Source organism: Polaribacter gangjinensis (assembly GCF_038024125.1).
Classification (GTDB): domain Bacteria; phylum Bacteroidota; class Bacteroidia; order Flavobacteriales; family Flavobacteriaceae; genus Polaribacter; species Polaribacter gangjinensis.
This window is the reverse complement of the sequence record NZ_CP150662.1, coordinates 1,697,569-1,722,382: the sequence shown is the minus strand read 5'-3', so window position 1 is coordinate 1,722,382 and position 24,814 is coordinate 1,697,569. Positions and strand designations below refer to the sequence as shown.

At 30.1% G+C, this 24,814-nt stretch carries 25 protein-coding genes; 20 read left to right on the top strand and 5 right to left on the bottom strand.

Annotated elements, in window-relative coordinates; all coding sequences use genetic code 11:
* Positions 1–16 precede the first annotated feature (16 nt).
* The 11 genes from rpmA to WHA43_RS07640 all read left to right on the top strand — a co-directional run bounded on the left by rpmA (position 17) and on the right by WHA43_RS07640 (position 10,440).
* Positions 17–277, top strand: a complete 261-nt coding sequence (gene rpmA, locus WHA43_RS07690) for a 50S ribosomal protein L27 (protein WP_105046494.1) — start codon at positions 17–19, stop codon at positions 275–277.
* 126 nt (positions 278–403) lie between these two features.
* Positions 404–2,323 carry a sensor histidine kinase gene (locus tag WHA43_RS07685; protein WP_105046493.1) on the top strand — a complete coding sequence of 640 codons (1,920 nt, stop codon included), beginning with the start codon at positions 404–406 and terminating at the stop codon, positions 2,321–2,323.
* Between the two features lie 65 nt (positions 2,324–2,388).
* Entirely contained in the window at positions 2,389–3,111 is a 723-nt protein-coding gene (locus WHA43_RS07680) for a LytR/AlgR family response regulator transcription factor (RefSeq protein ID WP_105046492.1), read from the top strand.
* A 228-nt stretch (positions 3,112–3,339) separates the two neighbouring features.
* Complete coding sequence (locus tag WHA43_RS07675; protein ID WP_105046491.1) at positions 3,340–4,572, top strand: 3-deoxy-D-manno-octulosonic acid transferase; 1,233 nt, start codon at positions 3,340–3,342, stop codon at positions 4,570–4,572.
* Between the two features lies 1 nt (position 4,573).
* Positions 4,574–5,131, top strand: coding sequence for a YeeE/YedE family protein (locus tag WHA43_RS07670; RefSeq protein WP_105046490.1), 558 nt, complete (start codon positions 4,574–4,576; stop codon positions 5,129–5,131).
* A gap of 3 nt (positions 5,132–5,134) precedes the next feature.
* Positions 5,135–5,548, top strand: a complete 414-nt coding sequence (locus WHA43_RS07665) for a DUF6691 family protein (protein WP_105046489.1) — start codon at positions 5,135–5,137, stop codon at positions 5,546–5,548.
* Complete coding sequence (gene moaA, locus WHA43_RS07660) at positions 5,548–6,540, top strand: GTP 3',8-cyclase MoaA (protein ID WP_105046488.1); 993 nt, start codon at positions 5,548–5,550, stop codon at positions 6,538–6,540. Before WHA43_RS07665 ends, moaA begins: the two co-directional genes overlap by 1 nt.
* A gap of 2 nt (positions 6,541–6,542) precedes the next feature.
* A complete protein-coding gene (locus WHA43_RS07655; RefSeq protein WP_105046487.1) occupies positions 6,543–7,730 on the top strand; it encodes a molybdopterin molybdotransferase MoeA in 1,188 nt (395 codons plus the stop codon).
* Positions 7,730–8,206, top strand: a complete 477-nt coding sequence (gene moaC, locus WHA43_RS07650) for a cyclic pyranopterin monophosphate synthase MoaC (RefSeq protein ID WP_105046486.1) — start codon at positions 7,730–7,732, stop codon at positions 8,204–8,206. The genes WHA43_RS07655 and moaC overlap by 1 nt, the downstream gene beginning before the upstream one ends.
* Complete coding sequence (locus tag WHA43_RS07645) at positions 8,199–9,308, top strand: NTP transferase domain-containing protein (protein ID WP_105046485.1); 1,110 nt, start codon at positions 8,199–8,201, stop codon at positions 9,306–9,308. The genes moaC and WHA43_RS07645 overlap by 8 nt, the downstream gene beginning before the upstream one ends.
* A 52-nt stretch (positions 9,309–9,360) precedes the next feature.
* The gene (locus tag WHA43_RS07640) at positions 9,361–10,440 is read left to right on the top strand and encodes a HesA/MoeB/ThiF family protein (protein WP_105046484.1); all 1,080 of its coding nucleotides are present in this window, start codon (positions 9,361–9,363) and stop codon (positions 10,438–10,440) included.
* A gap of 1 nt (position 10,441) precedes the next feature.
* Here WHA43_RS07640 and gldD read toward each other — a convergent pair whose 3' ends face one another.
* Genes gldD through mutY form a run of 4 tightly spaced genes read right to left on the bottom strand, consistent with a single transcriptional unit; the run spans position 10,442 to position 13,860 of the window.
* Positions 10,442–11,002 (bottom strand): gliding motility lipoprotein GldD, encoded by a 561-nt coding sequence (gene gldD / locus WHA43_RS07635; RefSeq protein WP_105046483.1) that lies wholly within the window; start codon positions 11,000–11,002, stop codon positions 10,442–10,444.
* Positions 10,995–12,323 (bottom strand): gliding motility-associated protein GldE, encoded by a 1,329-nt coding sequence (locus tag WHA43_RS07630; protein ID WP_105046482.1) that lies wholly within the window; start codon positions 12,321–12,323, stop codon positions 10,995–10,997. The genes gldD and WHA43_RS07630 overlap by 8 nt, the downstream gene beginning before the upstream one ends.
* A 19-nt stretch (positions 12,324–12,342) precedes the next feature.
* Positions 12,343–12,774 carry a single-stranded DNA-binding protein gene (locus WHA43_RS07625; protein WP_105046481.1) on the bottom strand — a complete coding sequence of 144 codons (432 nt, stop codon included), beginning with the start codon at positions 12,772–12,774 and terminating at the stop codon, positions 12,343–12,345.
* Positions 12,775–12,816: 42 nt separating this feature from the next.
* Positions 12,817–13,860 (bottom strand): A/G-specific adenine glycosylase, encoded by a 1,044-nt coding sequence (gene mutY / locus WHA43_RS07620; protein WP_105046480.1) that lies wholly within the window; start codon positions 13,858–13,860, stop codon positions 12,817–12,819.
* Between the two features lie 130 nt (positions 13,861–13,990).
* Between mutY and WHA43_RS07615 the strand changes: the two genes are divergently transcribed.
* Both WHA43_RS07615 and WHA43_RS07610 read left to right on the top strand, forming a co-directional pair.
* Positions 13,991–14,281: an HU family DNA-binding protein gene (locus WHA43_RS07615; RefSeq protein ID WP_105046479.1), complete on the top strand. Its 291-nt coding sequence runs from the start codon at positions 13,991–13,993 to the stop codon at positions 14,279–14,281.
* Positions 14,282–14,575: 294 nt separating this feature from the next.
* Positions 14,576–16,135, top strand: a complete 1,560-nt coding sequence (locus WHA43_RS07610) for an Rne/Rng family ribonuclease (protein ID WP_105046478.1) — start codon at positions 14,576–14,578, stop codon at positions 16,133–16,135.
* 80 nt (positions 16,136–16,215) lie between these two features.
* On the opposite strand, the gene WHA43_RS07605 is transcribed toward WHA43_RS07610, so the two are convergent.
* A complete protein-coding gene (locus WHA43_RS07605) occupies positions 16,216–17,271 on the bottom strand; it encodes an endonuclease/exonuclease/phosphatase family protein (protein ID WP_105046477.1) in 1,056 nt (351 codons plus the stop codon).
* 131 nt (positions 17,272–17,402) lie between these two features.
* Between WHA43_RS07605 and WHA43_RS07600 the strand changes: the two genes are divergently transcribed.
* From WHA43_RS07600 to truB, 7 genes are all read left to right on the top strand, one after another.
* Positions 17,403–20,159: a TonB-dependent receptor gene (locus WHA43_RS07600; RefSeq protein ID WP_105046476.1), complete on the top strand. Its 2,757-nt coding sequence runs from the start codon at positions 17,403–17,405 to the stop codon at positions 20,157–20,159.
* A 20-nt stretch (positions 20,160–20,179) separates the two neighbouring features.
* Positions 20,180–21,613 (top strand): DUF5689 domain-containing protein, encoded by a 1,434-nt coding sequence (locus WHA43_RS07595; protein ID WP_105046475.1) that lies wholly within the window; start codon positions 20,180–20,182, stop codon positions 21,611–21,613.
* A 69-nt stretch (positions 21,614–21,682) separates the two neighbouring features.
* A complete protein-coding gene (gene mce / locus WHA43_RS07590; RefSeq protein ID WP_105046474.1) occupies positions 21,683–22,084 on the top strand; it encodes a methylmalonyl-CoA epimerase in 402 nt (133 codons plus the stop codon).
* An 82-nt stretch (positions 22,085–22,166) separates the two neighbouring features.
* Complete coding sequence (locus WHA43_RS07585) at positions 22,167–23,045, top strand: cell division protein FtsX (RefSeq protein ID WP_105046473.1); 879 nt, start codon at positions 22,167–22,169, stop codon at positions 23,043–23,045.
* Positions 23,046–23,049: 4 nt separating this feature from the next.
* The gene (locus WHA43_RS07580; protein ID WP_105046472.1) at positions 23,050–23,292 is read left to right on the top strand and encodes a DUF3098 domain-containing protein; all 243 of its coding nucleotides are present in this window, start codon (positions 23,050–23,052) and stop codon (positions 23,290–23,292) included.
* Positions 23,293–23,294: 2 nt separating this feature from the next.
* A complete protein-coding gene (locus WHA43_RS07575; protein WP_105046471.1) occupies positions 23,295–24,104 on the top strand; it encodes an undecaprenyl-diphosphate phosphatase in 810 nt (269 codons plus the stop codon).
* Positions 24,104–24,805, top strand: coding sequence for a tRNA pseudouridine(55) synthase TruB (gene truB / locus WHA43_RS07570; protein WP_211290321.1), 702 nt, complete (start codon positions 24,104–24,106; stop codon positions 24,803–24,805). Before WHA43_RS07575 ends, truB begins: the two co-directional genes overlap by 1 nt.
* The last annotated feature ends 9 nt before the right edge of the window (positions 24,806–24,814 follow it).

Genomic DNA, 24,814 nt, shown 5'->3' with positions numbered 1-24,814 from the left:
TTAAAACCATAAAGTCATGGCACATAAAAAAGGAGTAGGTAGTTCGAAAAACGGTAGAGAATCAGAATCGAAACGTCTAGGTGTAAAAATATTTGGTGGACAAGCTGCAATTGCAGGTAATATCTTAGTTCGTCAAAGAGGAACAACTCACAATCCAGGTGATAATGTTTATATGGGTAAAGACCATACGTTACACGCTAAAATAGATGGTATTGTTGAGTTTAGAAAGAAAAGAGATAATAAATCTTATGTTTCTGTAACTCCATTTGAAGCTTAATAAAATCTTTATCAACACTATAGTAAAACGCTCAAGCATTATTGTTTGAGCGTTTTTTTATATTAATTTTTTCAAATCATTGTTTCTATCAATAGTTTTACTATTTTTAGAAATCAAAAATCAACTATGAAAATTTTTTTATACACTTTTTTATTTCTCATTTCTCTCTCACTGCACTGTCAGAAAAAGGAATTTTCACAAGAGGAACTCGAAACTAAAATTGAGGAGTTTATTTTAACTAAAAAATTAGATTCAGCTACTTATTTTTTAAAAAATTTAGACAAGTCTGAATACAAATCAATCCTCGAAAAAATTGCTTTAAACGAAAAACTAACCTACAAAGAATACAACATTTTATTTTCAAATTTAAGCAACAGAACTTCTATAAGATATGAAAGAATTTCAAATTTTATTGATGAGACTATAAAAACACCAGAAACTAATCAGTTTAATAAGTCGTTTTTTCAGATAAAATGCGATCAAATTTATAATTTAAGAGATGATGTTAGTGTTGAAAAAGCTTCTGAAAAACACCGAGAATTAGAGAAATATTTGTCTAATTTTAATAAAAATGATATTGCCATTCAAAAAGCATCTTTGCGAATACAAACACATCCAATTGTGTTAAATCTTATTGAAAAAAATGTTGAGGATGGAAAAAAATTGACTTTAGAATGTTTAGAAAAATCAAGAAAACTCAATGATTTAGAACTTCAAATTATGTTCATGTATCATCTATCAGATTTTTTAGTAATCGAAAGAAAACTAGATGAATACATTAAAATTTCTGAAGAAAGTTTGGCTTTAGAAAATCAACTTCAAAAACACACACCCTATTATCACGCCATTTTACAACATTTAATAGATGCTTATATATATAAAGGAGGCTATACTGATAAGGTTTTAAAGTTGATAGATGAATTGTATAATGACCCAACTTACAAGATTCAAACTTATTCTTTGTACTTAAAATTGTTGGGAAGACCAGATACAGATACACTTATTAGAGATCAAGTTTTGCAAAAATTTGAAGTAAGTGATATTAAACAATTGGTTGAAAAATTTCAAATTCTTGGGAAAGATTTAAATCAGAACGATTTTTATAAACTTTTGTTTGAAAGTTCTAACGCATTGGTTAACAATGATTTTTTAGAGGAAGCTTTAGAAGTTAAAGATCAGTCAATTGCGCTCACAAGAAAGATTTATTCTCAAGATTTATCAAAATCTTTAGCGGATTTTAAAATAGAACAAGTAGAAAAAACCAAACAGCAAGAAATTGAAAATGAACAAGAAAAAAACAAATTATATAGTTTGATTTTAGTTCTTGTAGGTGTTTTTCTTTTCATAAGTTTATTGATTATTCGAAAAGTTTTAAGACAATCTAAAGAACTTACTCATAAAAATGAGATAATAAATGAAACGTTGAAAGAGAAAGAGTTGCTAATAAAAGAAGTGCATCACAGAGTAAAAAATAACTTTCAAATTGTGGCAAGTTTATTAGAATTGCAAACAAAAGGCATTTCCGATAAAAAAGCTCTAGAACTTGTTAATGAAGGAAAAAATCGCGTAAAATCTATGGCGTTGATTCATCAAAAATTATATCAAAATGATACAGGATTGATTGATTTTAATGAATATTTAAAAATGTTAACAAAAGAATTATCAATTGCTTACAAACAAAAAAATAATGTAGAAACTACAATTGATGCTGTAAATATGTTTTTTGAGGTAGATACTGCAATTCCATTAGGATTAATTATCAATGAAATAATTACGAATGCTTACAAATACGCGTTTCATAATGAAAAAGAAAACAAACTTTCTATTTCTATTCACAAAGAAGCTGAACACTTTAAATTGATAATTCAAGATAATGGCAATGGAATTTCCGAAGATTTTGACATCAAAAATGCAAAAAGTTTGGGATTGCTTCTGGTAAATAGATTGGTGAAACAGTTGCACGGAACCTTAAAACAATTGAATCAAGATGGAGCAAAATTCGAAATTACATTTAAAGATAATTATACTAGAGGACTAGTGCATTAAAAATTTTTAAAAAAACATCGAAAACTTTATAATCTTTTTATACATTGTGTAAGCAATAAATCAAGATGGAAAAAGTAAAAATACTGGTTGTAGAAGACGAAATAATCATTGCAGATAGTATTTGTAATGCATTAAATGAACTGGGATATCATGCTTTAGAACCTGCAATAAATTTTACAGAAGCAATTGAAACAATTGAAACTGAAAAACCCGATATTGCCATTTTAGATATCCAACTTTCTGGTAAGAAATCAGGGATTGATTTGGCAAAAAGAATCAGAGAGAGTTATCACTTTCCATTTATTTTTCTAACATCCAATTCTGATTCTTTTACTATCAATCAAGCTAAAGAAGTAAAACCTCCTGCTTATTTGATAAAACCCTTTTCAAAAGAAGAGTTGTATAGCTCTATTGAAATTGCGTTGCATAATTTTTCAGTAAAATCAGGAGATTTAATGGAAGAAAATCTGATTATCAAAGAGGCAATTTTCATTAAAAATAAAGGATTTTTCACAAAAGTTTCTTTCAGTGATATTTTGTATTTGAAAAGCGACCACGTTTATGTTGAAATTTTACTTCATAATCAACAAAAATATGTTGTAAGAACTAGTTTAAACGATATTTTAAGCAAATTGAATAGCAATTTTATTAGAGTTCACAGAGGATTTGTTATCAATATTGCATATTTAACGCAGATTAATAGTAATTCAGTTAAAATTATTGAAGAAGAAATTCCTATTGGTAAAAAGTTTAGAGAAGATATTGTAAAACGAATTAATCTAATTTAAGAACACAAAATCAATCATTTAGAACATTTTAAACTTATTTTTCTTAAAATACCTTACCTTTATTGTGTTTAGTAACAATCTTAAGCAATTTTTCGGGGGAACAATTTGTTTTAAGATCAACTATAAAACTTTAGCCATCCTTATGGATGGCTTTTTTATTCGTAAAATAAGACACTTGTTTGTAAGTTCTTCATTTATTACTGCGCTCAATTTTGTACTTTTACTTTCATGAATTATTTGTACAATCTTATAGTTTTTTTAACTTCAATTCTATTGCCAATTATTGCTGTATTCAATAAAAAAATAAAATTATTTGTTGATGGTAGAAAAGAGACTTTTCCTAAAATTACAACTTTAAAAAATCAAGAAGTTATTTGGTTTCATGCAGCTTCTTTGGGCGAATTTGAGCAAGCAAGACCCATTATTGAGGAGTTGAAAAGTTCATTTTCAAAGTATAAAATATTGGTTACTTTTTTCTCTCCATCTGGATATGAAATCAGAAAAAACTATGATTTAGCAGATGTAATTTGCTATTTACCTTTGGATTCTAAATCAAATGCCCAGCAATTTATAGGTAAATTGCAAATTAAATTTGTTATTTTTATAAAGTATGAATTTTGGCCTAATTTCTTATTCGAGTTAAAAAGAAATGAAATTCCCACATTACTAGTTTCTGGGATTTTTAGAGAAAATCAACTTTTTTTTAAATCGTATGGAAACTTTATGAGAGTTGCTTTACAAACATTTCATCATTTCTTTCTGCAAGATGAAACATCCAAAAAATTGTTAGAAAGTATTGATTTTAAAAATAATACAGTTGTTGGTGATACTCGTTTTGATCGGGTCGCAAAAATTTTACAACAAAACAATACTCTGGATTTTATATCAGCATTTAAAAATAATCAATACACAATTGTTGCAGGAAGTACTTGGAGAGATGATGAAGAATTATTGATTAACTACATCAATAAAAATGATTCTTCAAAGGAAAAATTCATCATTGCTCCACACAATATTAACAAAGAAGCAATTGCAACATTGCAAAAATCAATTAATAAAAAAACGGTATTATTTTCAGAAAAAGAAGAAAAAAAATTAGCTGATTTTGATGTTTTTATCATTGATACCATCGGAATTTTAACTAAAATTTACGCTGCTGCAGATGTGGCTTACGTTGGTGGAGGTCTCAAAACAGGATTGCACAATATTTTAGAGCCTGCAACTTTTGGGATTCCTGTTGTAATTGGCAATAAATATCAAAAATTTAAAGAAGCTGTTGATTTAGTTCGTTTAAATGGCTGTATTTCAATCAGCAATCAAAGCGAATTTTCAACTATTTTTACAAAACTGAATCAAGATAAAAATTTCAGATTAGCAACTGGAAATATCAATAAAAAATACATTCAAGAACATTTGGGAGCAACTCAAAAAATTATGAATTATCTAAAAACAAGATTATAATATGGATTTTATATTTGAACCTTGGCCTTGGTTTGTTGGAGGTCCTTTAATTGCACTTTCGTTGGTTTTATACTTTTATTTTGGTAAAAACTTTGGTACATCTACTGATTTCGAAACGCTTTGCACTTTGGCTGGAGCAGGAAAATTCTCTGATTATTTCAAAAAAGATTGGAAAGAACGCGATTATGGACTGATGTTCGCAATTGGTTTGGTAATTGGTGGATTCATTGCGTCCAACTTTTTGATTCCTGATCAAACTGTAAATTTGAATCCGAAATCTGTGCAAGAATTAACAGAAATAGGCTTTTCGAATGTTGGAAATCAATATTTTCCAGATGAAATATTTAGCAATGAAGCCGTTTTTTCTCTCAAAGGATTTTTCATTTTAGTATTCTCAGGATTGTTAATTGGTTTTGGAACACGTTATGCAGGAGGTTGTACTTCAGGACACGCAATTACAGGATTAAGTAGTTTGCAATTTCCATCATTATTGGCTGTTATTGGTTTTTTTATTGGTGGTATTATTGCTGCTTGGTTTATCATCCCTTCAATTTTTTAAGTTATGAGAAATATCAAATTTTTAGTTTTAGGAATCTTTTTTGCGATTGTTTTAAGCAAATCTCAAGCTATTTCTTGGGTACGTTTTTATGAAATGTTTCGTTTTCAATCGTTTCATATGTTTGGAATTATTGGGAGTGCTATTGTCATTTCAGCCATTTTTATGCAGTTATTTAAACACGGAAAAATAAAAGACATTCATGGTAACATCATCACTCCAAAAAAGAAAGAAAAAGGGTTTGTTAGAACTTTGGTTGGAGGAACTTTTTTTGGAATTGGATGGGGAATTTCTGGTGCCTGTGCAGGACCTATTTTTGTAATTCTGGGATTCAAATTTTTACCCGCTTTGATTTTGTTAATTTCTGCTTTGATTGGCGCTTTCATTTATGGATTATTGAGTAAAAAATTACCAAATTAATGAACAATTTAGTCGATTCTTTTGGGCGTCAAATCAATTATGTGCGATTAGCAGTTACAGATCGTTGTAATTTGCGTTGCCAATATTGCATGCCTGCTCAAGGAATTGATATTGTGCCAAGAGAAGAATTATTAACTTTTAAAGAAATGTATCGTTTAATTCGTGTTTTGACAGAATTAGGCGTTACAAAAGTGCGTTTAACAGGTGGTGAACCTTTTGTGAGAAAGGATTTTATTGGTTTTTTAGAAATGCTTTCGTATAACGATTTGTTAGAAACCATCAATATTACTACAAATGGAGCGTTGATTTCTGAACATATTTCTACACTTGAAAAGTTAGAAAAAGTAAAAACAATCAATTTGAGTATTGATAGTTTACAACCTGATAAATTTGCCAAAATTACCAGAAGAGATGTATTTCCTGAAGTCTTTAAAACGTTTGATTTGCTTGAAAAAAGCAGTCTCAATCTCAAGTTAAATGTGGTTGTTCAATCAGGTTTTAATACTGATGAAATTGTTGATTTTGTTAGATTAACCAAAGATAAAAATGTTGCTGTTCGATTTATTGAAGAAATGCCTTTCAATGGAAAAGGTCAGCGTGAAATGAACGAAAATTGGACATTCACTAAAATTTTAAACGAGATTAAAAGTCAGTTTGATGTTACTGAAATTGTATCAGAAAAATCATCCACATCACGAAATTATCATATTGAAAATCATGTAGGTTCAGTCGGAATTATTCCTGCTTTTACAAGAACGATTTGTAATGATTGTAATAGAATCAGAATTACTTCTATGGGCACTTTTAAAAATTGTTTGTTTGATGATGGCGTTTTTAATTTGAGAGATTTTATCAGAAATGGCGCCTCAAATGATGATTTAAAAACACTTTTTTTATCACTCATTAAAGAAAAACCTGAAAATGGATTTGTAGCAGAAGCAAATCGTAAAAAGGGAAATGTTTCTGAAAGTATGAGTACAATAGGAGGTTAAAAATGATTTCAGTTGAAAAAGCTTTACAAATTGTTTTAAACTCAACCCAAGACTTTGGTGTTGAAGAAATCCCTTTTTTCCAATCAAATGGAAGAATTTTAAAAGAAAGCATAGTTGCAGACAGAGATTTTCCGCCATTCAACAGAGTTTCTATGGACGGAATTGCCATCGATTTTCAGCAATTTCAAAACGGACAAAAAGAATTTTTTATTGAAGGAATTCAAGCAGCCGGAAGTGAACAACGTTCTTTAAAAAATCCTAAAAATTGTATTGAAGTGATGACTGGTGCTGTATTACCGAAAAATACGTCAGCTGTTGTTAGGTATGAAGATTTGGAGATTAACAATGGAATTGCAACCATTTTGATTGATGAAGTTAAAGATTTTCAAAACATTCATCCACAAGGAAAAGATGAACAAAAAGGAGCAATTTTAATTCCAAAAAACATCCAAATTAGTCCTGCAGAAATTGGTGTTTTTGCCACTGTTGGAAAATCAACTGTAAAAGTTGCTAAACAACCCAAAGTGATGATTATTTCTACGGGTGATGAATTGGTTGATGTTGATGGAATTCCATTAGCGCATCAAATCAGAAGAAGTAATGTTTTTACATTGGTTTCTTTGTTAGAAAATTTAAAAATTCCATCATCAACAAATCATATTTCTGATGACAAAGAAGTTTTAAAAACTAACATAAAAAAATATTTAGAAACCTTTGATGTACTGCTTTTTAGTGGTGCAGTTAGCAAAGGAAAATTTGATTTTTTACCAGAAGTTTTAGAAGAATTAGGCGTTCAAAAATTGTTTCATCAAGTAGCACAAAGACCAGGAAAACCATTTTGGTTTGGACAAACTGAAACGTGTAGCATATTTGCATTTCCTGGAAATCCTGTATCGACTTTTGTGAATTGTTTGGTGTATTTTTATTCTTGGTTTTACAAATTTGTGGGAATAAAATTCGAAGAAAAAACAGCAATTTTAGCAGAAGATATTTATTTTAAACCAGATTTAACCTATTTTTTACAAGTTAAAATTCACTACAGATTTGGACATTTAATAGCAACTCCTATCAATTCAAATGGTTCAGGAGATTTATCAAGTTTGATAAAAGCAGATGGATTTATTCAATTACCAAATGATAAAACTGAGTTTAAAAAAGGCGAAAGTTATCCAATAATTATTTATAAATAATGAGCGAATTTTCTCACATCAACAAAACCGGAAATCCAAAAATGGTAAATGTTTCTGACAAACAAATTACCCATAGAACTGCCATAGCTAAAGCAACCATGTTTTTAGGAACTGAAGTGATTTCTCATTTTACCAATAATGAATTGATGACAAAAAAAGGGCCTGTTTTTCAAACAGCAATTATAGCAGGAATTCAAGCAGTTAAAAAGACATCAGAATTGATTCCAATGTGTCATCCCTTGTTGATTACTGGAGTTGATATTGATATTCAAATTATTGATAATGAAACTATTGAGGTAAATTGTAAGGTTTCTATTGAAGGAAAAACAGGTGTTGAAATGGAAGCGTTAACAGGCGCTTCAGTTACCTGCTTAACAATTTATGACATGTGTAAAAGCATCAGCCAACAAATGGAAATTAAAACCATAAAATTGATGGAAAAAACAGGTGGAAAATCAGATTTTAAGAATGAATAAACATCAAAAACATACGCATTTATCAAGGAGAAATAACGATATTTTTGCACCTAATGAAATTGCTATTTTAGGTGCAAAATGCGATGTAATTTCAGATTTGGTTCACCAAATTTCCGCAAAATTATCTCACTTTAAATTAGCGTATTTTGATGCTTCTCATGCAAAAGATGTGACTCCAAATACACTTTCAGAATTTACATTTCACCACGAAGGAAATGTACAAATTGCTACTTTTCAAAAAGTAAATTCCTATCAACAACGATTGGTTTTTTCACAATTTGATTTATTATTTATCAATGGAAATCATTTTGAAGGTGTCAAACAAATCTTGATTTTAGACGAAGAAAAAGAAGCTTCTGTTTTAAAAAGAATGTCGCAATTAACAAATATTCAAGGCATCATCAAACTAAAAAAGGAAACAGCTATTTTTCCTTTTTTGATAGAAAAATTCCCTGAAATCAACAATATTCCTTGTTTTTCAATAGATGAGATTGATAAAATTTCAATCCTAATTAAGCAAATCATTCAACAAAAAATAGGAAACGTAAAAGGCTTGATTTTGATTGGCGGAAAAAGCACAAGGATGGGAACAAACAAATCGTTACTTAATTTTCACGGAAAACCACAAAAAGAATTTGCCAAAGAATTATTAGAAAAGCAAAGTTTAGAAACCTATTTTTCAGTGGCAAATTTATCAGAAAATCCCACAGAAATTTCAGATACTTTCTTGAATTTAGGTCCTTTTGGAGGTATTTGTTCTGCGTTTCAAAAAGATGCGAATTCGGCTTGGTTTGTCTTGGCAACAGACCTTCCTTTTGTGAATGAAGATTTGATAAAATTGTTGTTGCAAAAAAGAAATCCTAGCAAAGTTGCAACCGCAATCAAAGGAAAAAATATGGAGTTTGTAGAACCTTTAATTACCATTTACGAACCAAAAGCGTATCCGATTTTGTTGCAATATTTGGCACAAGGCTATTCTTGTCCGCGAAAAATGCTCATCAATAATGATGTTGAAATTGTAGAAGTGGAGGATGATTTGATTCGAAATATCAATACTCCTGAAGAGTTTGAAGCGGTTTTAAAACAGTTGAAAAATAATTAAAATAAGATTTCTCAATCGCCTAAAAAGGCTCATTTCGAAATGACAAATCACTATGAAACCTAATAAAAATCAACTTTTCAAACGTCAAATTACGTTATCAGAAATTGGTGAAATTGGACAAGAAAAACTCCAAAATGCCTCAGTTTTAATTGTTGGTTGTGGAGGTTTAGGAAGTACAATTGCTGTGTATTTGGCTGCGAGTGGCATTGGAAAAATTCATTTGGTAGATTTTGATACGATTGATGTCAGCAATTTGCACAGACAGGTTTTTTATTCGTTGGATGATATTGGGAAACCCAAAGCTTCAGTTTTAGCTAATTTTATCAAACAAAGAGCCCCATTTACACAAGTGAGTTTTAGCAACAAAGCTGTTACAAAAGATACCATTTTTGAGTTGATTTCAACAGTTGATGTTGTGGTTGATGGGACAGATTCTTTGACCACAAAATACTTATTAAATGATGCCTGTGTACTGAAAAAAAAGCCTCTAGTGTATGGTTCTTTGTATAAGTTTGATGGCTATGTAGCAAGTTTCAATTTGCTACAACAAAACGGATTTTTCTCTGCAAATTTAAGAGATGCTTTTCCTAAAATGACTACTGATATTCCAAATTGCGAAACTGCAGGAACTTTGAATGCAATTGTTGGATTGATTGCAACTGCACAAGTAAATGAGGTTTTGAAAATTATCACTGAAGTAGGAAAACCACTTCAAAATGAATTATTGATTTACAATTCTTTGAAAAATTCACAATTGAAAATGCAACTAAAACCTACTTTTTTAAAAGATAAAATTCAGAAAATTTTTGATGCTGAAAGTTATTTTGATGCGAGTTGCGAAACTCAAAATCCAAATTGGTTGATTCATTCTTTTGACTTGAAAGAGAAATTATCATCAGAAAGTTTAGAAATTATTGCAGTTTTGCCAAACTTACAATTGCCTTTTCAAGTTTCTCAAACCATTCCAATTCAAGATTTTTCAATTGATAAAATTCAAATTGATACGTCAAAAACATACATAATGGTTTGCCAAAAAGGATTGAATAGCTACAAAGCAACTGCCATTTTAAAAAATCATTTTCCTGATTTGAACGTGTTTAGTTTGGAGGGTGGAATTGAAAATTATCACTAAATTATTTCTTCCATTCAATCGTTTCTATCAGTTGTAAAATATCTTTTTTAATGTATTCAACTGCAGGTAAAATGGAATCATAATGGGGTTTTGCATAAAAATAGAGTGCGCCTTTTATAAAATGATGTGTGCTATCAGTTGCATGAAATTGTAAGTTTGATGCGGCATTTCCTGTAATTTCATACAAGCTACCAAAGACTCTTTTTTCATAATTCAAAAAATCCTTCGGAATGATTTGTTCTGCTTTTACAGCATGTTTAAAAACCAATTTTTCTGCATCAACTAGTAATTCTTGCAAGTTATTTTCAATCGGTTTGTAAGTGATATCTAAAGAAGCTTTTAAGTTTGGATATTGAATTTTTAACCAATTATTAGGTTCATCGATTATTTTTGTATTTTGTTGAATATCAAAAGTATAAGGTCTTTCAATAGCTAAATTTTGATATTCCTTTTCAGGATACTCAAGGCTTAAATACGCTTTTGGTTTTGGTAAAAAATCTGAATTACAAGAAAAAATAAAAAACAGAAAAGATAAAAGATAAAAGAGAAAAAAATTACGCATTTCTGGTGGCTTTAATTTGTTTGATGCGTTTTTTATCTAAAGCTTCTATGGTAAACGTGTAATTCTTGAAATTTATTTTCTCTCCTTTTTTAGGAAATTTTCCTGAAATTTCTAAAATAAAACCTGCTAAAGTTTCACTCTCTCCTTTTTCACGTTCAAAAATATCTTCATCTTCATCATCCAAAACTCTACAAAAATCTTTAATGGTGGTTTTACCTTCAAAAACATAGTTGTTCTCATCAATCTTTAAATATGACAAATCTTCATCATCAAATTCGTCATTGATATCGCCTACGATTTCTTCAATTACATCCTCTAAAGTTACCAAACCACAAGTGCCTCCATATTCATCCACCACAATTGCCAAGTGATTTTTTCGTCCTCTAAAATCATCTAATAAATCATCAAGCTTTTTATTTTCAGGAACAAAAAATGCAGCGCGTACTAAATTTTGCCATTTAAAACTAGTTTTGTTTAAATGCGCCAATAAATCTTTGGCATATAAAACTCCGATAATATGATCAATGTTGTCTTTATAAACTGGATTTCTAGAATAGCCTTTTTCGAGAATTTTTTTTAGAACATCTTCAAAAGATTCATCTACTGATATTGCAAAAATATCGATTCTAGGTGTCATAATTTGAACGGTTTCTGTGTTCCCGAAATTGACAATTCCTTCTAAAATTTTTTGTTCTTCTTTTGTTGTTGCGCCTTCAGAAGTTAATTCTAATGCTTGAGAGAGTGTTTCTACATTAAAATTGGAGTTCATATTGCCTAAATTTCTTTCAATAAATTTTGTTAACCAAATTAAAGGCATGCTGAATGGTGTTAAAATTGTATTGATGAAATTGATGAATTTCGACATTTTTCTAGAAAAATTCAATGCATTTCTCGAAGCATAAATTTTTGGTAAAACTTCTCCAAACAACAATATTAAGAAGGTAACCAAGATTACTTCAATTAAAAATCGAATAGGAATTTGAAAGAAGTACAAGTTTAATAAATAATCAAAATCACCAAATAAGTTTTCAGCTAATGTGGCAAATAACAACACAATTAAAATGTTGATAAAATTATTTGCAATTAAAACGGTTGCTAGTAATTTTCTTGGTCGCTCTAATAATTTTACCACAATACTTTCACCTTTTGCTTGATTTGACAAAATGTTTAAATCAGTTTGGGAAAGAGAGAAAAAAGCGACTTCAGTTCCTGAAATTAGTGCAGAAGCAATTAGTAAAAAAATCAGTACAATTGCATTGATTACAATAAGTATATTGAAGCTTGTAAATAAAATAAATAAAGGTTCAGGATCTGGATCCAAGGGTTGTGGTTTTCGTTAATTAAAATGGCAAATCGTCATTTTCATCAGTATGACTCACGCTAATTACGGATGTTGGTTGACTGTTTTTTGAAACATTTGGATTGTTTTCAGCACTTTTTTTATTTGATAGCATTGTCAATTCAGTAGCGTGAATTTCAGTTGCATAGCGCTTAATTCCATCTTGTTCCCATTGACGGTTTTTCAATTTGCCCTCAACGTAAACTTTGTCACCTTTCACCAAATATTTTTCGCAAATTTCAGCTAATTTATTTTTTACAACCACATTATGCCAATCCGTATTTGTAATTTTTTCTCCAGTTTGCTTGCTTACATAAGTTTCGCTAGTTGCCAATGGAAAACGCCCAATAGAATCACCACCGTCAAAATAATGTATTTTAACTTCGTCGCCTAAATTTCCAATAAGTATCACTTTATTAATGGTTCCTGCCATAGCTTTCTGGATTTAATGAATCAAAAGTACTAAAAATTTCAATTACTTTTTCAATTCAAATTGCGCTAAAAAATTTGCAATCAATACAGGAACAGGAAAATTTTGAATTGTTTTCCAAAGAATTTTAGCATGTTGGTTTGATGAAGTTTCCACAATCCAAAAATGAGTATATAAATGTTGATGTGATAATTTATGGATAATTTCTTTTGGATTGAACAGTGAAATTGTAGTTTCTTCAGGAAGTAAATCTATAAATTCTTTGGATGATATAAGTTCTTTTTCATTGACACTTTTGTTAGTTTCTATCAACGGAAATTGATATAAACCTTGCCAAATTCCTTTGTCATTTCTTTGAGTTAGTATTGTTTTATCATCATCAGTAATAACAACCAAATAATTAAAATACCGTTTTTTTACCTTGATTTTTTGCTCTTTTAAGGGCAAATCTTTCGTTAGATTTCTTTGAAGTGCCACACAACTTTCTGAAAATGGACATCCATCACACAACGGATTTTGGGGTTTGCAAACAATTGCGCCAAAATCCATAATGGCTTGATTAAATGTTCCTGGTTGAGTTTTATCTAATAATGATTGTGCTAATTCTTTGAATTCTTTAATTCCTGCAGTAGAATTTATAGGAGTTTCAATTCCGAAATAACGTGCCAAAACTCTATAAACGTTTCCGTCAACAACAGCAGTAGGTTCATCAAAACAAATAGAAGCAATTGCAGAAGCTGTATAATCTCCAATTCCTTTTAAAGCGATGATTTCTTTGAAAGTTGATGGAAATTTTCCATTCAATTCGTGGCTTATATATTTTGCTGTGTGATGTAGATTTCTAGCTCTAGAATAATATCCTAATCCTTGCCACATCTTTAAAACTTCAGTTTCAGAAGCGTTTGCCAAATGAGAAATTGTAGGATAATTTTCTGTAAATTTTAGATAATAACTCATGCCTTGCGCAACACGAGTTTGCTGCAACATTATTTCGGAAAGCCAAATAAAATATGGATTTTTTGTATTTCTCCAAGGCAATTCGCGCTTGTTTTTGTTGTACCAAAAAATTAAAATTTCAGAAAAAATCATTTGTAAAAAATTGGTTTGCAAAACTACGGTTTAAAATTCAGATAATTTTAAAGGTTTATTTTTTTGGAATAGATTAATTATCATATATTTGCATCCGCATTTTTGAAAATAATTTAATAAAAATAGAATCATGACGAAAGCAGATATCGTATCTAAAATTTCAGACAAATCAGGAATTGAAAAAACAGACGTTTTAAACGTAGTTGAATCTTTTATGGCTGAAGTGAAAGGTGCATTAGAACAAGGAGACAATGTGTATTTAAGAGGTTTTGGTAGTTTTATCATCAAAACTAGAGCAGAAAAAACAGGTAGAAATATTTCAAAAAACACTACTATTAAAATTCCAGCTCACAATATTCCATCTTTTAAACCAGCAAAAACGTTTACTGAAGGAGTAAAAAACAAAGTTGTAGTAAAATAATCAAATACAAACTCAAAACCTTCTGAAAGGTTTTATACAAAACAGCAAGCAATTATGCCAAGTGGTAAAAAAAGAAAGAGATCAAAAATCTCAACTCACAAAAGAAAAAAGAGAGCAAGAGCAAATAGACATAAGAAGAAAAAGTAAGCTTTAGCTTACTTTTTCGTTTATAGTTTAGCGAAAAGCAAAAAGTTCATTGACATCGAGGTTACGAAAAACCTCAAATGGTATTATAAATACCTGACAATATTAATCCATCTGCACTGTAAAGTGTAGAGTTAAATCCTGTTCAGTATGAAAACAGAATTAATCATTCGTTCCAATTCAGCTGATATTGATTTTGCCTTATTAAGAGATGGAAAACTTATTGAATTGAATAATGAAACAACTGGTAACAAATTTTCTGTTGGCGATATTTTTTTAGCTAAAATAGGAAAAGTGTTAACAGGTTTAAATGCAGCCTTTGTAAATGTTGGATTTCCAAAAGACGGATTTTTACATTATCATGATTTAGGTCCGCAAGTAAACTCATTAAACTCTTTCATTAAGAAAGTAAGCACAGGTAAGTATAAAGAATTCACTTTTAAAAATTTCCAATTCCAAGAAGACATCAACAAAGACGGTAGTATCAGTGATGTTTTAAAAACAGGACAAAATTTATTAGTTCAAATTGTAAAAGAGCCCATTTCAACCAAAGGTCCAAGACTTAGTTCTGAGCTGTCTATTGCAGGCAGATATTTGGTGTTAGTTCCATTTTCTAACCGAGTTTCAGTTTCGCAGAAAATTGAAGATCCAGAAGAAAAAGAACGTTTAAAAAGATTGGCAAAAAGCATCAAACCTAAAGGTTTTGGTGTTATTTTAAGAACTGTTGCAGAAGGTAAAAAAGTAGCAGAGTTAGACAAAGATTTGCAAAATTCATTAGAGCGCTGGAAAACAATGTGCAAAAGAATTGCAAACACAAACACACCAACCAAAATTTTAAGCGAACTAAACAGAGCATCTTCAATTCTTAGAGATGTAATGAATGATTCTTTTACAAGTATTGTAACTAATGATGAAACTCTTTACGATGAAATTAAAGAGTATTTACAAGAAATTTATCCTGAAAAAGAAAAAATCGTGACGCTACACAACGCACAAGTGCCAATTTTTGAAAAATATGGCATAGAAAGACAAATTAAAACTTCATTTGGCAAAACTGTGTCAATGAGTAAAGGTGCTTATTTAGTAATAGAGCACACAGAAGCGTTACATGTTATTGATGTTAATAGCGGAAACCGTTCTAACAAAGCAGGTTCTCAAGAAGAAACAGCCTTAGAAGTAAATTTAATTGCAGCCACAGAAATAGCACGTCAGTTACAATTGCGTGATATGGGAGGCATTATTGTAGTTGATTTTATTGATATGCATAATGCTGATAACAGAAACAAATTGTATCAGCACTTAAAAGAGGCCATGTCATTAGACAGAACAAAACACAAAATTTTACCACCCAGCAAATTTGGATTGGTACAAATTACAAGACAAAGGGTTAGACCTGAATTGAGTATACAAACTACCGAAACTGATCCGAATGGAAACGGACAACAAGTAGAAGCTCCCATTGTTTTGTTAGACAAAATAGAAGCTGATTTAGAGAAACTTCTCTATAATTTAAAAAGCAATAAATCAACCAACAAGAAGATTCAATTACACATTCATCCTTTTATTGCAGCTTATCTAACAAAAGGAGTAAATTCTATTCGTTTTAAATGGTATTTAAAACACAAAAAGTGGATTTCAATTATACCTAGAGATGCTTACACATACTTACATTACGAATTCATTTCGGAAGAAGAAAAATCTGTAGTGTAAAAAAGGCAATAATTTTTTATCAAAAAAACCCCATAATTTTATAATTATGGGGTTTTTGTTTTTGAAAAATCAGTTTCTTATTATTTTCGTTCTTTAATCAAATAAATATACACAGGATAATGATCTGAATAACCTCCTGTAAAACCACCATCAGCAAAACTTCTAAAAGGATATCCTTTATACTGTCCTGTTCGCCCTGTTAAAAATCGTTGATTAAAAATCATTGCTTTAAACATTTTGTAAGTTGAAAAATCATTCTCACCTTTATTTAGTAAAGGTTCAGAAATCAAAACCATATCAAATAAGTTGATGTTGTCTCGGTAACCTAGTGTATTATATCCTTTTTTATGCATTTCTTCATAAGGATTAAAAATATCATTTTCAGTTACATCTTCTTTTTTTCCTTGGGTTTTCAACACATTTTTAAAACTCGAGTTGGTTGGGTCATCGTTAAAATCACCCATGATTAAAATCTTTGCATTAGGGTCTTTTTCACGAACTTGCTCAATAATTTTGGTGTTTTGGTAAGCCGCTTTTTCACGTGAAGGCCTACTTTTTGCTTCACCACCACTTCTAGAAGGCCAGTGATTTACAATTACGTGAATCAATTCATCATCCAAATACCCCGAAACTAAAAGCTGGTCTCTAGTGTATACTTTGTAACCATCTCTATAAATATTTGGATTAATTGCTTCATGATACACAGGTTTAAAATATCTTTTTTGATATAACAATGCTACATCAATTCCTCTTTTATCAGGAGAATCATAATGTATGATTCCATAATCCATTTTTGATAAATGTTCAGATTTTACCAAATCTTCTAAAACACTTAAATTTTCAATTTCAGAAACACCAATAATTGAAGGACCAGTATTGGCTTTTTCAGCGCCAATTTGAGCAATTACACTTGCCATGTTATTTATTTTTTGCCAATAAACTTTTGATTTATTTGACTTTAATTCCATCATTGGACTAGCCTCATCATTGATAGTTTCGTCATTAATGGTATCGTACAGATTTTCTAAATTGTAAAAAGCAATCGTTCTTATATTGTATTGTTTTCCTTTTTCTTGAGAAGAAAGAATTGAAAATGCCATAAAAAAAATGACACCGAAAAGCATTTGTTTTTTCATTTATCCGAATTTATGCTGCAAACTTATAAAACAATTAATTATATGATGTTATTTTAACATTAGCATTTGTTAAAAATAGTTAAATTTGCAGATATTTTGTTAAAAAAAATTTAAAAATCAATCAAACATTTATGAGAAAAATTATTTTTCCAATGTTTTTTTCATTGTTCTTAGCAATAGGAGTCAATGCTCAAAACGTTGTAAAAGGAATCGTTACTGATAGCGATTCTCAAAATCCTCTACAAGGTGTTTTGGTCACAATTTTATCAACAACTTCTAGCCAAACAACAGGAGCTAATGGAGTATTTAATTTAAAAAATGTGCCCAATGGAAGTTATATTGTAGAGATGAAGTTAATAGGTTATGAAACTCAAAATTTTCCTATCGAATTATCTGGTAAAACAGTTGATTTGGGGACAATTTTATTTTATAAGAGCCTAAGTGAAGATTTAGACCTGAGTTTAATTACAATTACTGATGACGAGTTAAATGATGATGGTGGTGCTGCAGATAATATTGCGGGTTTGTTACAAGCTACACAAGATATTTTTTTAAGAACTGCTGCTTTTGAGTTCAGTTCTTCATTTTTTAGTATCAAAGGATTGGATTCCGGAAACGGAAAAGTACTAATTAATGGTATTGAAATGAACAAATTATTTGATGGTAGAGCACAATGGAGTAATTGGGGTGGTTTAAACGATGTTCTTAGAAATCAAGAATTTAACAATGGATTAAGTGCCTCTAATTATACATTTGGTGGAGTTTTAGGTTCAACAAATATCAATACAAGAGCGTCTCAACAGCGTCCAGGAGTTCGAATTTCATACGCTTCATCTAACAGAAGCTATGTACACAGAATGATGGCAACCTATTCAACTGGTATCATGGAAGATGGTTGGTCTTTTACTTTTTCTGGAAGTAGAAGAGCTGGTAATGAGGGTTTTAATGAAGGTTCTAGTTATGATGCATATTCATTATTTGCTTCAATTGAAAAAAAGATCAATAAAAAGCATAGCATCAATTTTACCTCAATTTTTGCACCTAATAAAAGAGGAAAATCTTCTCCAAATACTCAAGAAGTATATGATTTAAAAGACATAAGATATAATGAATATTGGGGTTTTTTAAATGGTAGAAAAACAAACTCAAGAGTAAAAGATGTTGAAGAGCCTATTTTAATGTTGAATCATTATTGGGATATTTCTGAAAACACTTCGATATATACAAACGTTGCTTATCAATTCGGAAAAATTGGAAATAGCCGTTTAGATTTTAATGGTGGCGCAAATCCTAGTCCGGTTTATTATCAAAATTTACCAAGCTATTTTGTTAGAAACGAAAATTTAGTAGGAGCTTATGAATCGTTGCAAAATTTTCAGAATAATGGTCAGATAGATTGGAATCGAATTTATGATGCGAATATTACAAATGCTTCAGTTGGAATTCAAAATGCCTATGTGTTGTATGAGGATAGAAATGATGATAAACAATTTACATTCAATTCAATTTTAAATTCTCAAATAAACAAGAATATTACACTAAATGCAAAATTAGAATACAAACGCTTACGTTCTAGTAATTTTGCTGAAGTGATGGATTTATTAGGAGGAATAGGTTATTTAGATATTGATAATTTTGGTGAAGATGCTAATCAACAACAAAACAACTTACAAAATCCTAATAGAATTGTTGGTGTTGGAGATAAGTTTCGTTATAATTTCAATTTAAATTCTGATGTAACAAGTGCATTTATTCAAAGTCAATTTAAGTATAATAAGGTTGATTTCTTTGCAGCAGCATCTGTTTCACAAACAACTCATCAAAGAGAAGGATTGTATCAAAATGGTGGGTTTCCAAATAACTCTTTAGGATTATCAAAAAAATTGAATTTCACTAATTTTGGATTGAAAGGTGGTGCAACGTATAAAATCACAGGACGCCATTTATTAGATGCAAATGTTGCTTATATGACACAAGCACCAACAATTAGAAATTCATTTTCAAATTCAAGAGAAAATAATAACGTTGTTGAAAACTTACAAAGCGAAAAAATATTTTCTGTAGATGCAAGCTACATTTTAAGAAGTCCAATAGTAACTTCAAGAATCACTGGTTTTTATACTTACATTCAAGATGCAACAGAAATATCTTTTTATTTTGCTGATGGAATTGGTGGAGATAATACTGCATTTGTTCAAGAAGTATTAAGTGGAATTGATAAAAAACACTTAGGTGTTGAATTGGGTTTAGAAGCGCAAGTTACTCCAACAATAAAGTTAAAAGGAGCAGCTTCTATTGGTCAATATACTTATGATAACAACCCAAATATTTATTTAACATCCGAAGATAATTCACAAACTCAAATTGCTGGTTTTACAAACGGATCAAAAAATTTCGGAGAATCTAAATTGAAAGATTTTAGATTAGCGGCAGGACCACAAAGCGCTTATTCAGTTGGATTTGAATACAGAGACCCAGATTATTGGTATTTTGGAGCAACTACAAATTTTTTCAGCAATATTTATGTTGATGTGGCTCCTTTAAACAGATCAAGTAATTTTTACACAGATGCTGATGGATTACCTTTTGCTGATTATGATCCAGAATTAGCAAGAGAATTATTACAACAAGAACGTTTTGATGACTACATGGTTGTTAATTTAATGGGAGGTAAATCTTGGAAAATAGGTGACAAATTTATCAGTGTTTTTGCAACAGTAAATAACTTGTTTAATCAAGAATACAAATCTGGTGGATTTGAACAAGGAAGAAACGCAAACTTCCGTCAATTAAGAGATGATAAAGCACTAGATACTCCAGTTTTTGGAAATAAATATTGGTACGGTAGAGGCACTACTTACTTTTTAAACGTAAACTTAAGATTTTAAAAAATATAATATAATTGAACATGAAAACAACTAAATTCATCATTTTATTGCTGGCATTTGTAGCTGGTATTTCTTTTACTTCATGTGTAGAAGATGGAAAATTCGAGGTTCCAAATGCATTAGGAACTGAAGAGAATGCAGCAATTGCAAAAATCCAAGCAGATATTACAGCAGGTACATTAACCGAAATTTCTATTGCTAATTTAAAAGGATTACTTGTAAGTGGACAAGTAACTCAAATTACTTCTGATATTTACGTAAAAGGATATGTAACATCATCTGATCAAACAGGAAATTTCTTTAAAGAATTTTTTATTCAAGATGCTCCTTCAAATCCTACAGCAGCTATCAAAGTTGTTACAGAATTTGTAGATTCTTACAACAAATTCAATATCGGAAGAGAAGTTTATATTCGTTTAAAAGATTTGTACATTGGTGAAGTAAGAACAGGAGATGGAGTTACTGCAATTGGTGGTGGAGAATTTTCTGCAGGAAGATTAGGAACATTAACTATAAATCAAACAACTGCTCATGTGTTTAGAAATGCAAATACTGAAGAAATTATTCCATTAGTTGTAAAGTTTTCACAAATTAGCGATAGTCATGTTGGTCTTTATGTTAAGGTTGAAAATGCGCAATTTCCAAGCTCTTTAGTAGGTAAAACTTATGTAGATGCAACTGCTGATTTTGATACACAACGATTATTAGAAAGTTGTGATGGTTTTGGTTATACCAATTTTATCCTAGAAACAAGTGCATTCGCAGAATTCAAATTTAGCGTTTTACCAGCAGGTGGTGGAAGTATTGCTGCAGTAGTTTCAAAAACATTTAATGGTAGTGATTTAGTATTAGCATTAAATAAACCTACTGATGTTGTTATGGATGGTGCAAGATGTACGCCATTAGATGCAAACGATTTTACACCAGTTTTCGAAGAGGATTTTGAAGCAATGACATCTACAAATCCTTTGGGAGGAAATGGTTGGATTACTTATACAGAAATAGGTCGTTTTAATTGGAGAGTTTTAACCTCTACAGATTCAGGAAATCCAAACTCTAAAATAGCTTCAATGGGAGCATTTAGATCTGGTGATGCAAGTAATATTTCTTGGATGATTTCTCCAGGAATTAATTTGGATGCGCAAGATTTAGAATTTTTAAATTTCCAAACTTCTAACAGTTTTGCTGATGAAAGTGTTTTAGAGGTGTTAATTTCTACAAACTGGGACGGAAATTCTGCAAATGTAGCTTCTGCAACTTGGCAAAAACTTCCTGCAAATATTGTTTCAAGAAGTGAAAATTTCCAAAATTGGGTTGATTCTGGTGCCATTGACTTAAGTGGATTTTCTGGTACAGCTCATATCGCTTTCAAATATATAGGAGGAGATAATGCAGCTGATACGATTGATGGAACTTATGAAGTTGATAATTTTAAGATATTAGTTAGAAAATAAAAATAACAAAAATTGATTTTTTAAAACCAGTAAACACATTTTGTTTGCTGGTTTTTTTATTTTTACACAATGGAAAAAATAGAACATATTGGCATTGCAGTCAAAGATTTAGAAGCTTCAAATAAATTGTTTGCATCACTTTTAGGAACTTCTCATTATAAAATTGAAGAAGTAGCCTCTGAGGGGGTAAAAACATCTTTTTTTAAAACAGGACCTAATAAAATTGAGTTGTTAGAAGCCACAAATTCTGATAGTCCAATTGCTAAATTTATTCAAAAAAAAGGGGAGGGAATTCACCATATTGCTTTTTTAGTAAAAGATATATATGCAGAAATTTCAAGGTTAAAAAGTGAAGGTTTTGTTGTTTTAAATGAATCACCAAAAAATGGCGCAGATAATAAATTGGTTGTTTTTTTGCATCCAAAAACAACGAATGGTGTTTTAATTGAATTGTGTCAAGAAATTCAATAGTACTTTAAAATTTAGCCTAAAATCAGTCAAAAATCTGCCATCAAATTTTTGTATCTTGCAGGCGTTTATAATTTAAAAAACAATGTCAAATAAGTTTGATTCTTATCAAAAAAGACGATTACAGTCTTCTTACTTTTCAGTAGTAATCAGTATTGCGTTGGTGTTATTTATGGTGGGAATTTTGGGATTGATTTTACTAAAATCAACCAAAGTTGCCAATATTGTTAAAGAACAAGTTGCCATTACATTGTTTTTAAAAGACGGAATTTCCGATGAACAAATTACAACTTTTAGAGAATCACTTTTAGAAGAACCTTTCACAAATAGCGCCATTTACACGAGTAAAGAAGACGCTGCAAAAATATATAGTGAAGAAATTGGAGAAGATTTTTTAGAGTTTTTAGGAAAAAATCCACTGAAAAATGGGATTGATATTTATGTAAAAGCTGATTTTGTAACTCCAGAAAAAATGCAAGAATTAGAAGAAAAATTCTTAAAAAATGCCTTTGTTGCAGACGTTTCTTATGACAAACCTTTGATTAATTTATTAACTGAAAACATCAAAAGAATCAGCTTTTGGTTATTAGTTGCAAGTAGTTTTTTTGCGATTATTGCCACAATTTTAATCAATAGTGCCATCAGATTGACCATTTATTCAAAAAGATTTACCATTAAAACCATGCAAATGGTTGGTGCAACAAAAAGTTTTATTAGAAAACCTTTTATCTTAACTAGTATAAAATTAGGATTGATTGGAGCTTTTTTAGCGTTAATTGCTTTGGGTTTTGTAGTGTATTATATTGATAAATTCATTCCAAGTTTGGCAATTTTACAAGATTATACAACGTTAACAATTTTAGCTCTTGGAGTTATTTTAACGGCATTTATCATCACTTTGATAAGTACATTTTTGGCAACACAACGATTTTTGAATTTACGAACAGACGAACTTTATTACTAAAACTATGAAAAACGAAACAACTTCACAACAAGAATTCCTTTTTGGAAAAAGAAACTATATTTTCATGATGATAGGCATTGCATTCATCGCTTTAGGATTTATTTTTATGGCAGGTGGAGGTAGTGATGATCCCAATGTTTTTAATGAAGAAATCTACAATTGGCAACGAATTCGTTTGGCACCAACTTTAGTTATTATTGGTTTAGGAATAGAGATTTATGCGATTTTATTAAATCCTAAAAAATAAAAATGAATTTAATTGAAGCTATTATTTTAGCAATTATTGAAGGAATAACCGAATATTTACCTGTTTCTTCAACAGGACACATGATTATTGCTTCGTCTTTTATGCGAATTGCCACAGACGATTTCACCAAACTTTTTACAATTGTTATTCAATTAGGAGCTATTTTATCAGTGGTTGTGTTGTATTGGAAACGTTTTTTTCAAAGTATTGATTTTTACTTCAAATTGGCAATTGCTTTCATACCTGCAGTGGTTTTAGGTTTGTTGCTAAATGATGTGATTGATAATTTGTTAGAAAGTCCAATTACAGTAGCAATTTCCTTGATTATTGGCGGATTTATTCTTTTAAAAGTGGATGATTGGTTCAAAGCTAATGAAGAATTTGATGCTGAAAATCCAACAGCTCACACTGAAATTTCGTATTTGACAGCATTAAAAATCGGTTTTTTTCAATGTTTGGCAATGATTCCAGGAACCTCAAGAAGTGGTGCAAGTATTGTGGGTGGAATGACTCAGAAAATCAATCGAAAAACAGCAGCCGAATTTTCGTTTTTTTTAGCAGTTCCAACAATGTTAGGAGCCACTTTGAAAAAAAGTTACGATTATTATAAAGCTGGTTTTGAGCTTTCTGCAGATCAAGTGAATTATTTAATTGTTGGCAACATTGTAGCGTTCATTGTAGCGTTAATCGCCATCAAATCGTTTATTGATTACTTAAGCAAAAAAGGGTTTAAACTCTTTGGATATTATCGAATTTTCTTCGGAATTGTACTTTTATTCATTCATTTTTTCGTTTATAAACTAACCATTTAATGATTTCTATAGACGAAGAAAGTTTTAAAAGTGGTCAAGTTTTATTAATTGATAAACCTTTGGAATGGACTTCATTTCAAGTAGTTAACAAATTACGTTGGCACATCAAACAACGATTTAATCTCAAAAAAATAAAAGTTGGTCATGCTGGAACTTTAGATCCTTTAGCAACTGGTTTACTGATTCTTTGCACAGGAAATGAAACCAAAAATATTGATTCTTATCAAGCGCAAATCAAAGAATATACAGGAATTTTTACCATTGGCGCAACAACTCCAAGTTACGATTTAGAAACAACTATTGATAAAACATTTGAAATTTCTCATATAACTCCAAGTTTAATTGAAGAGACAACCAAACAATTTATAGGTACAATTCAACAAAAACCGCCTATTTTTTCTGCTATAAAACAAGAAGGAAAGCGTCTGTATGATTTGGCAAGAAAAGGAGAAACTGCTGAAATAAAATCAAGAGAAATTACCATTTTTGAGTTTGAAATCACTAAAATTGAAATGCCAAATCTTCATTTCAGAGTAGTTTGTAGTAAAGGAACTTACATTCGTTCATTGGCTTTTGATTTTGGAAAAGCATTGAATTCAGGCGCGCATTTATCGGTATTAAGAAGAACCAAAATTGGTGAATTTTCTGTAGAAAACGCTTTTTCTGTAGATAGTTTTATCGAAAAATTATCTGTGGAATAGTTTTTGATC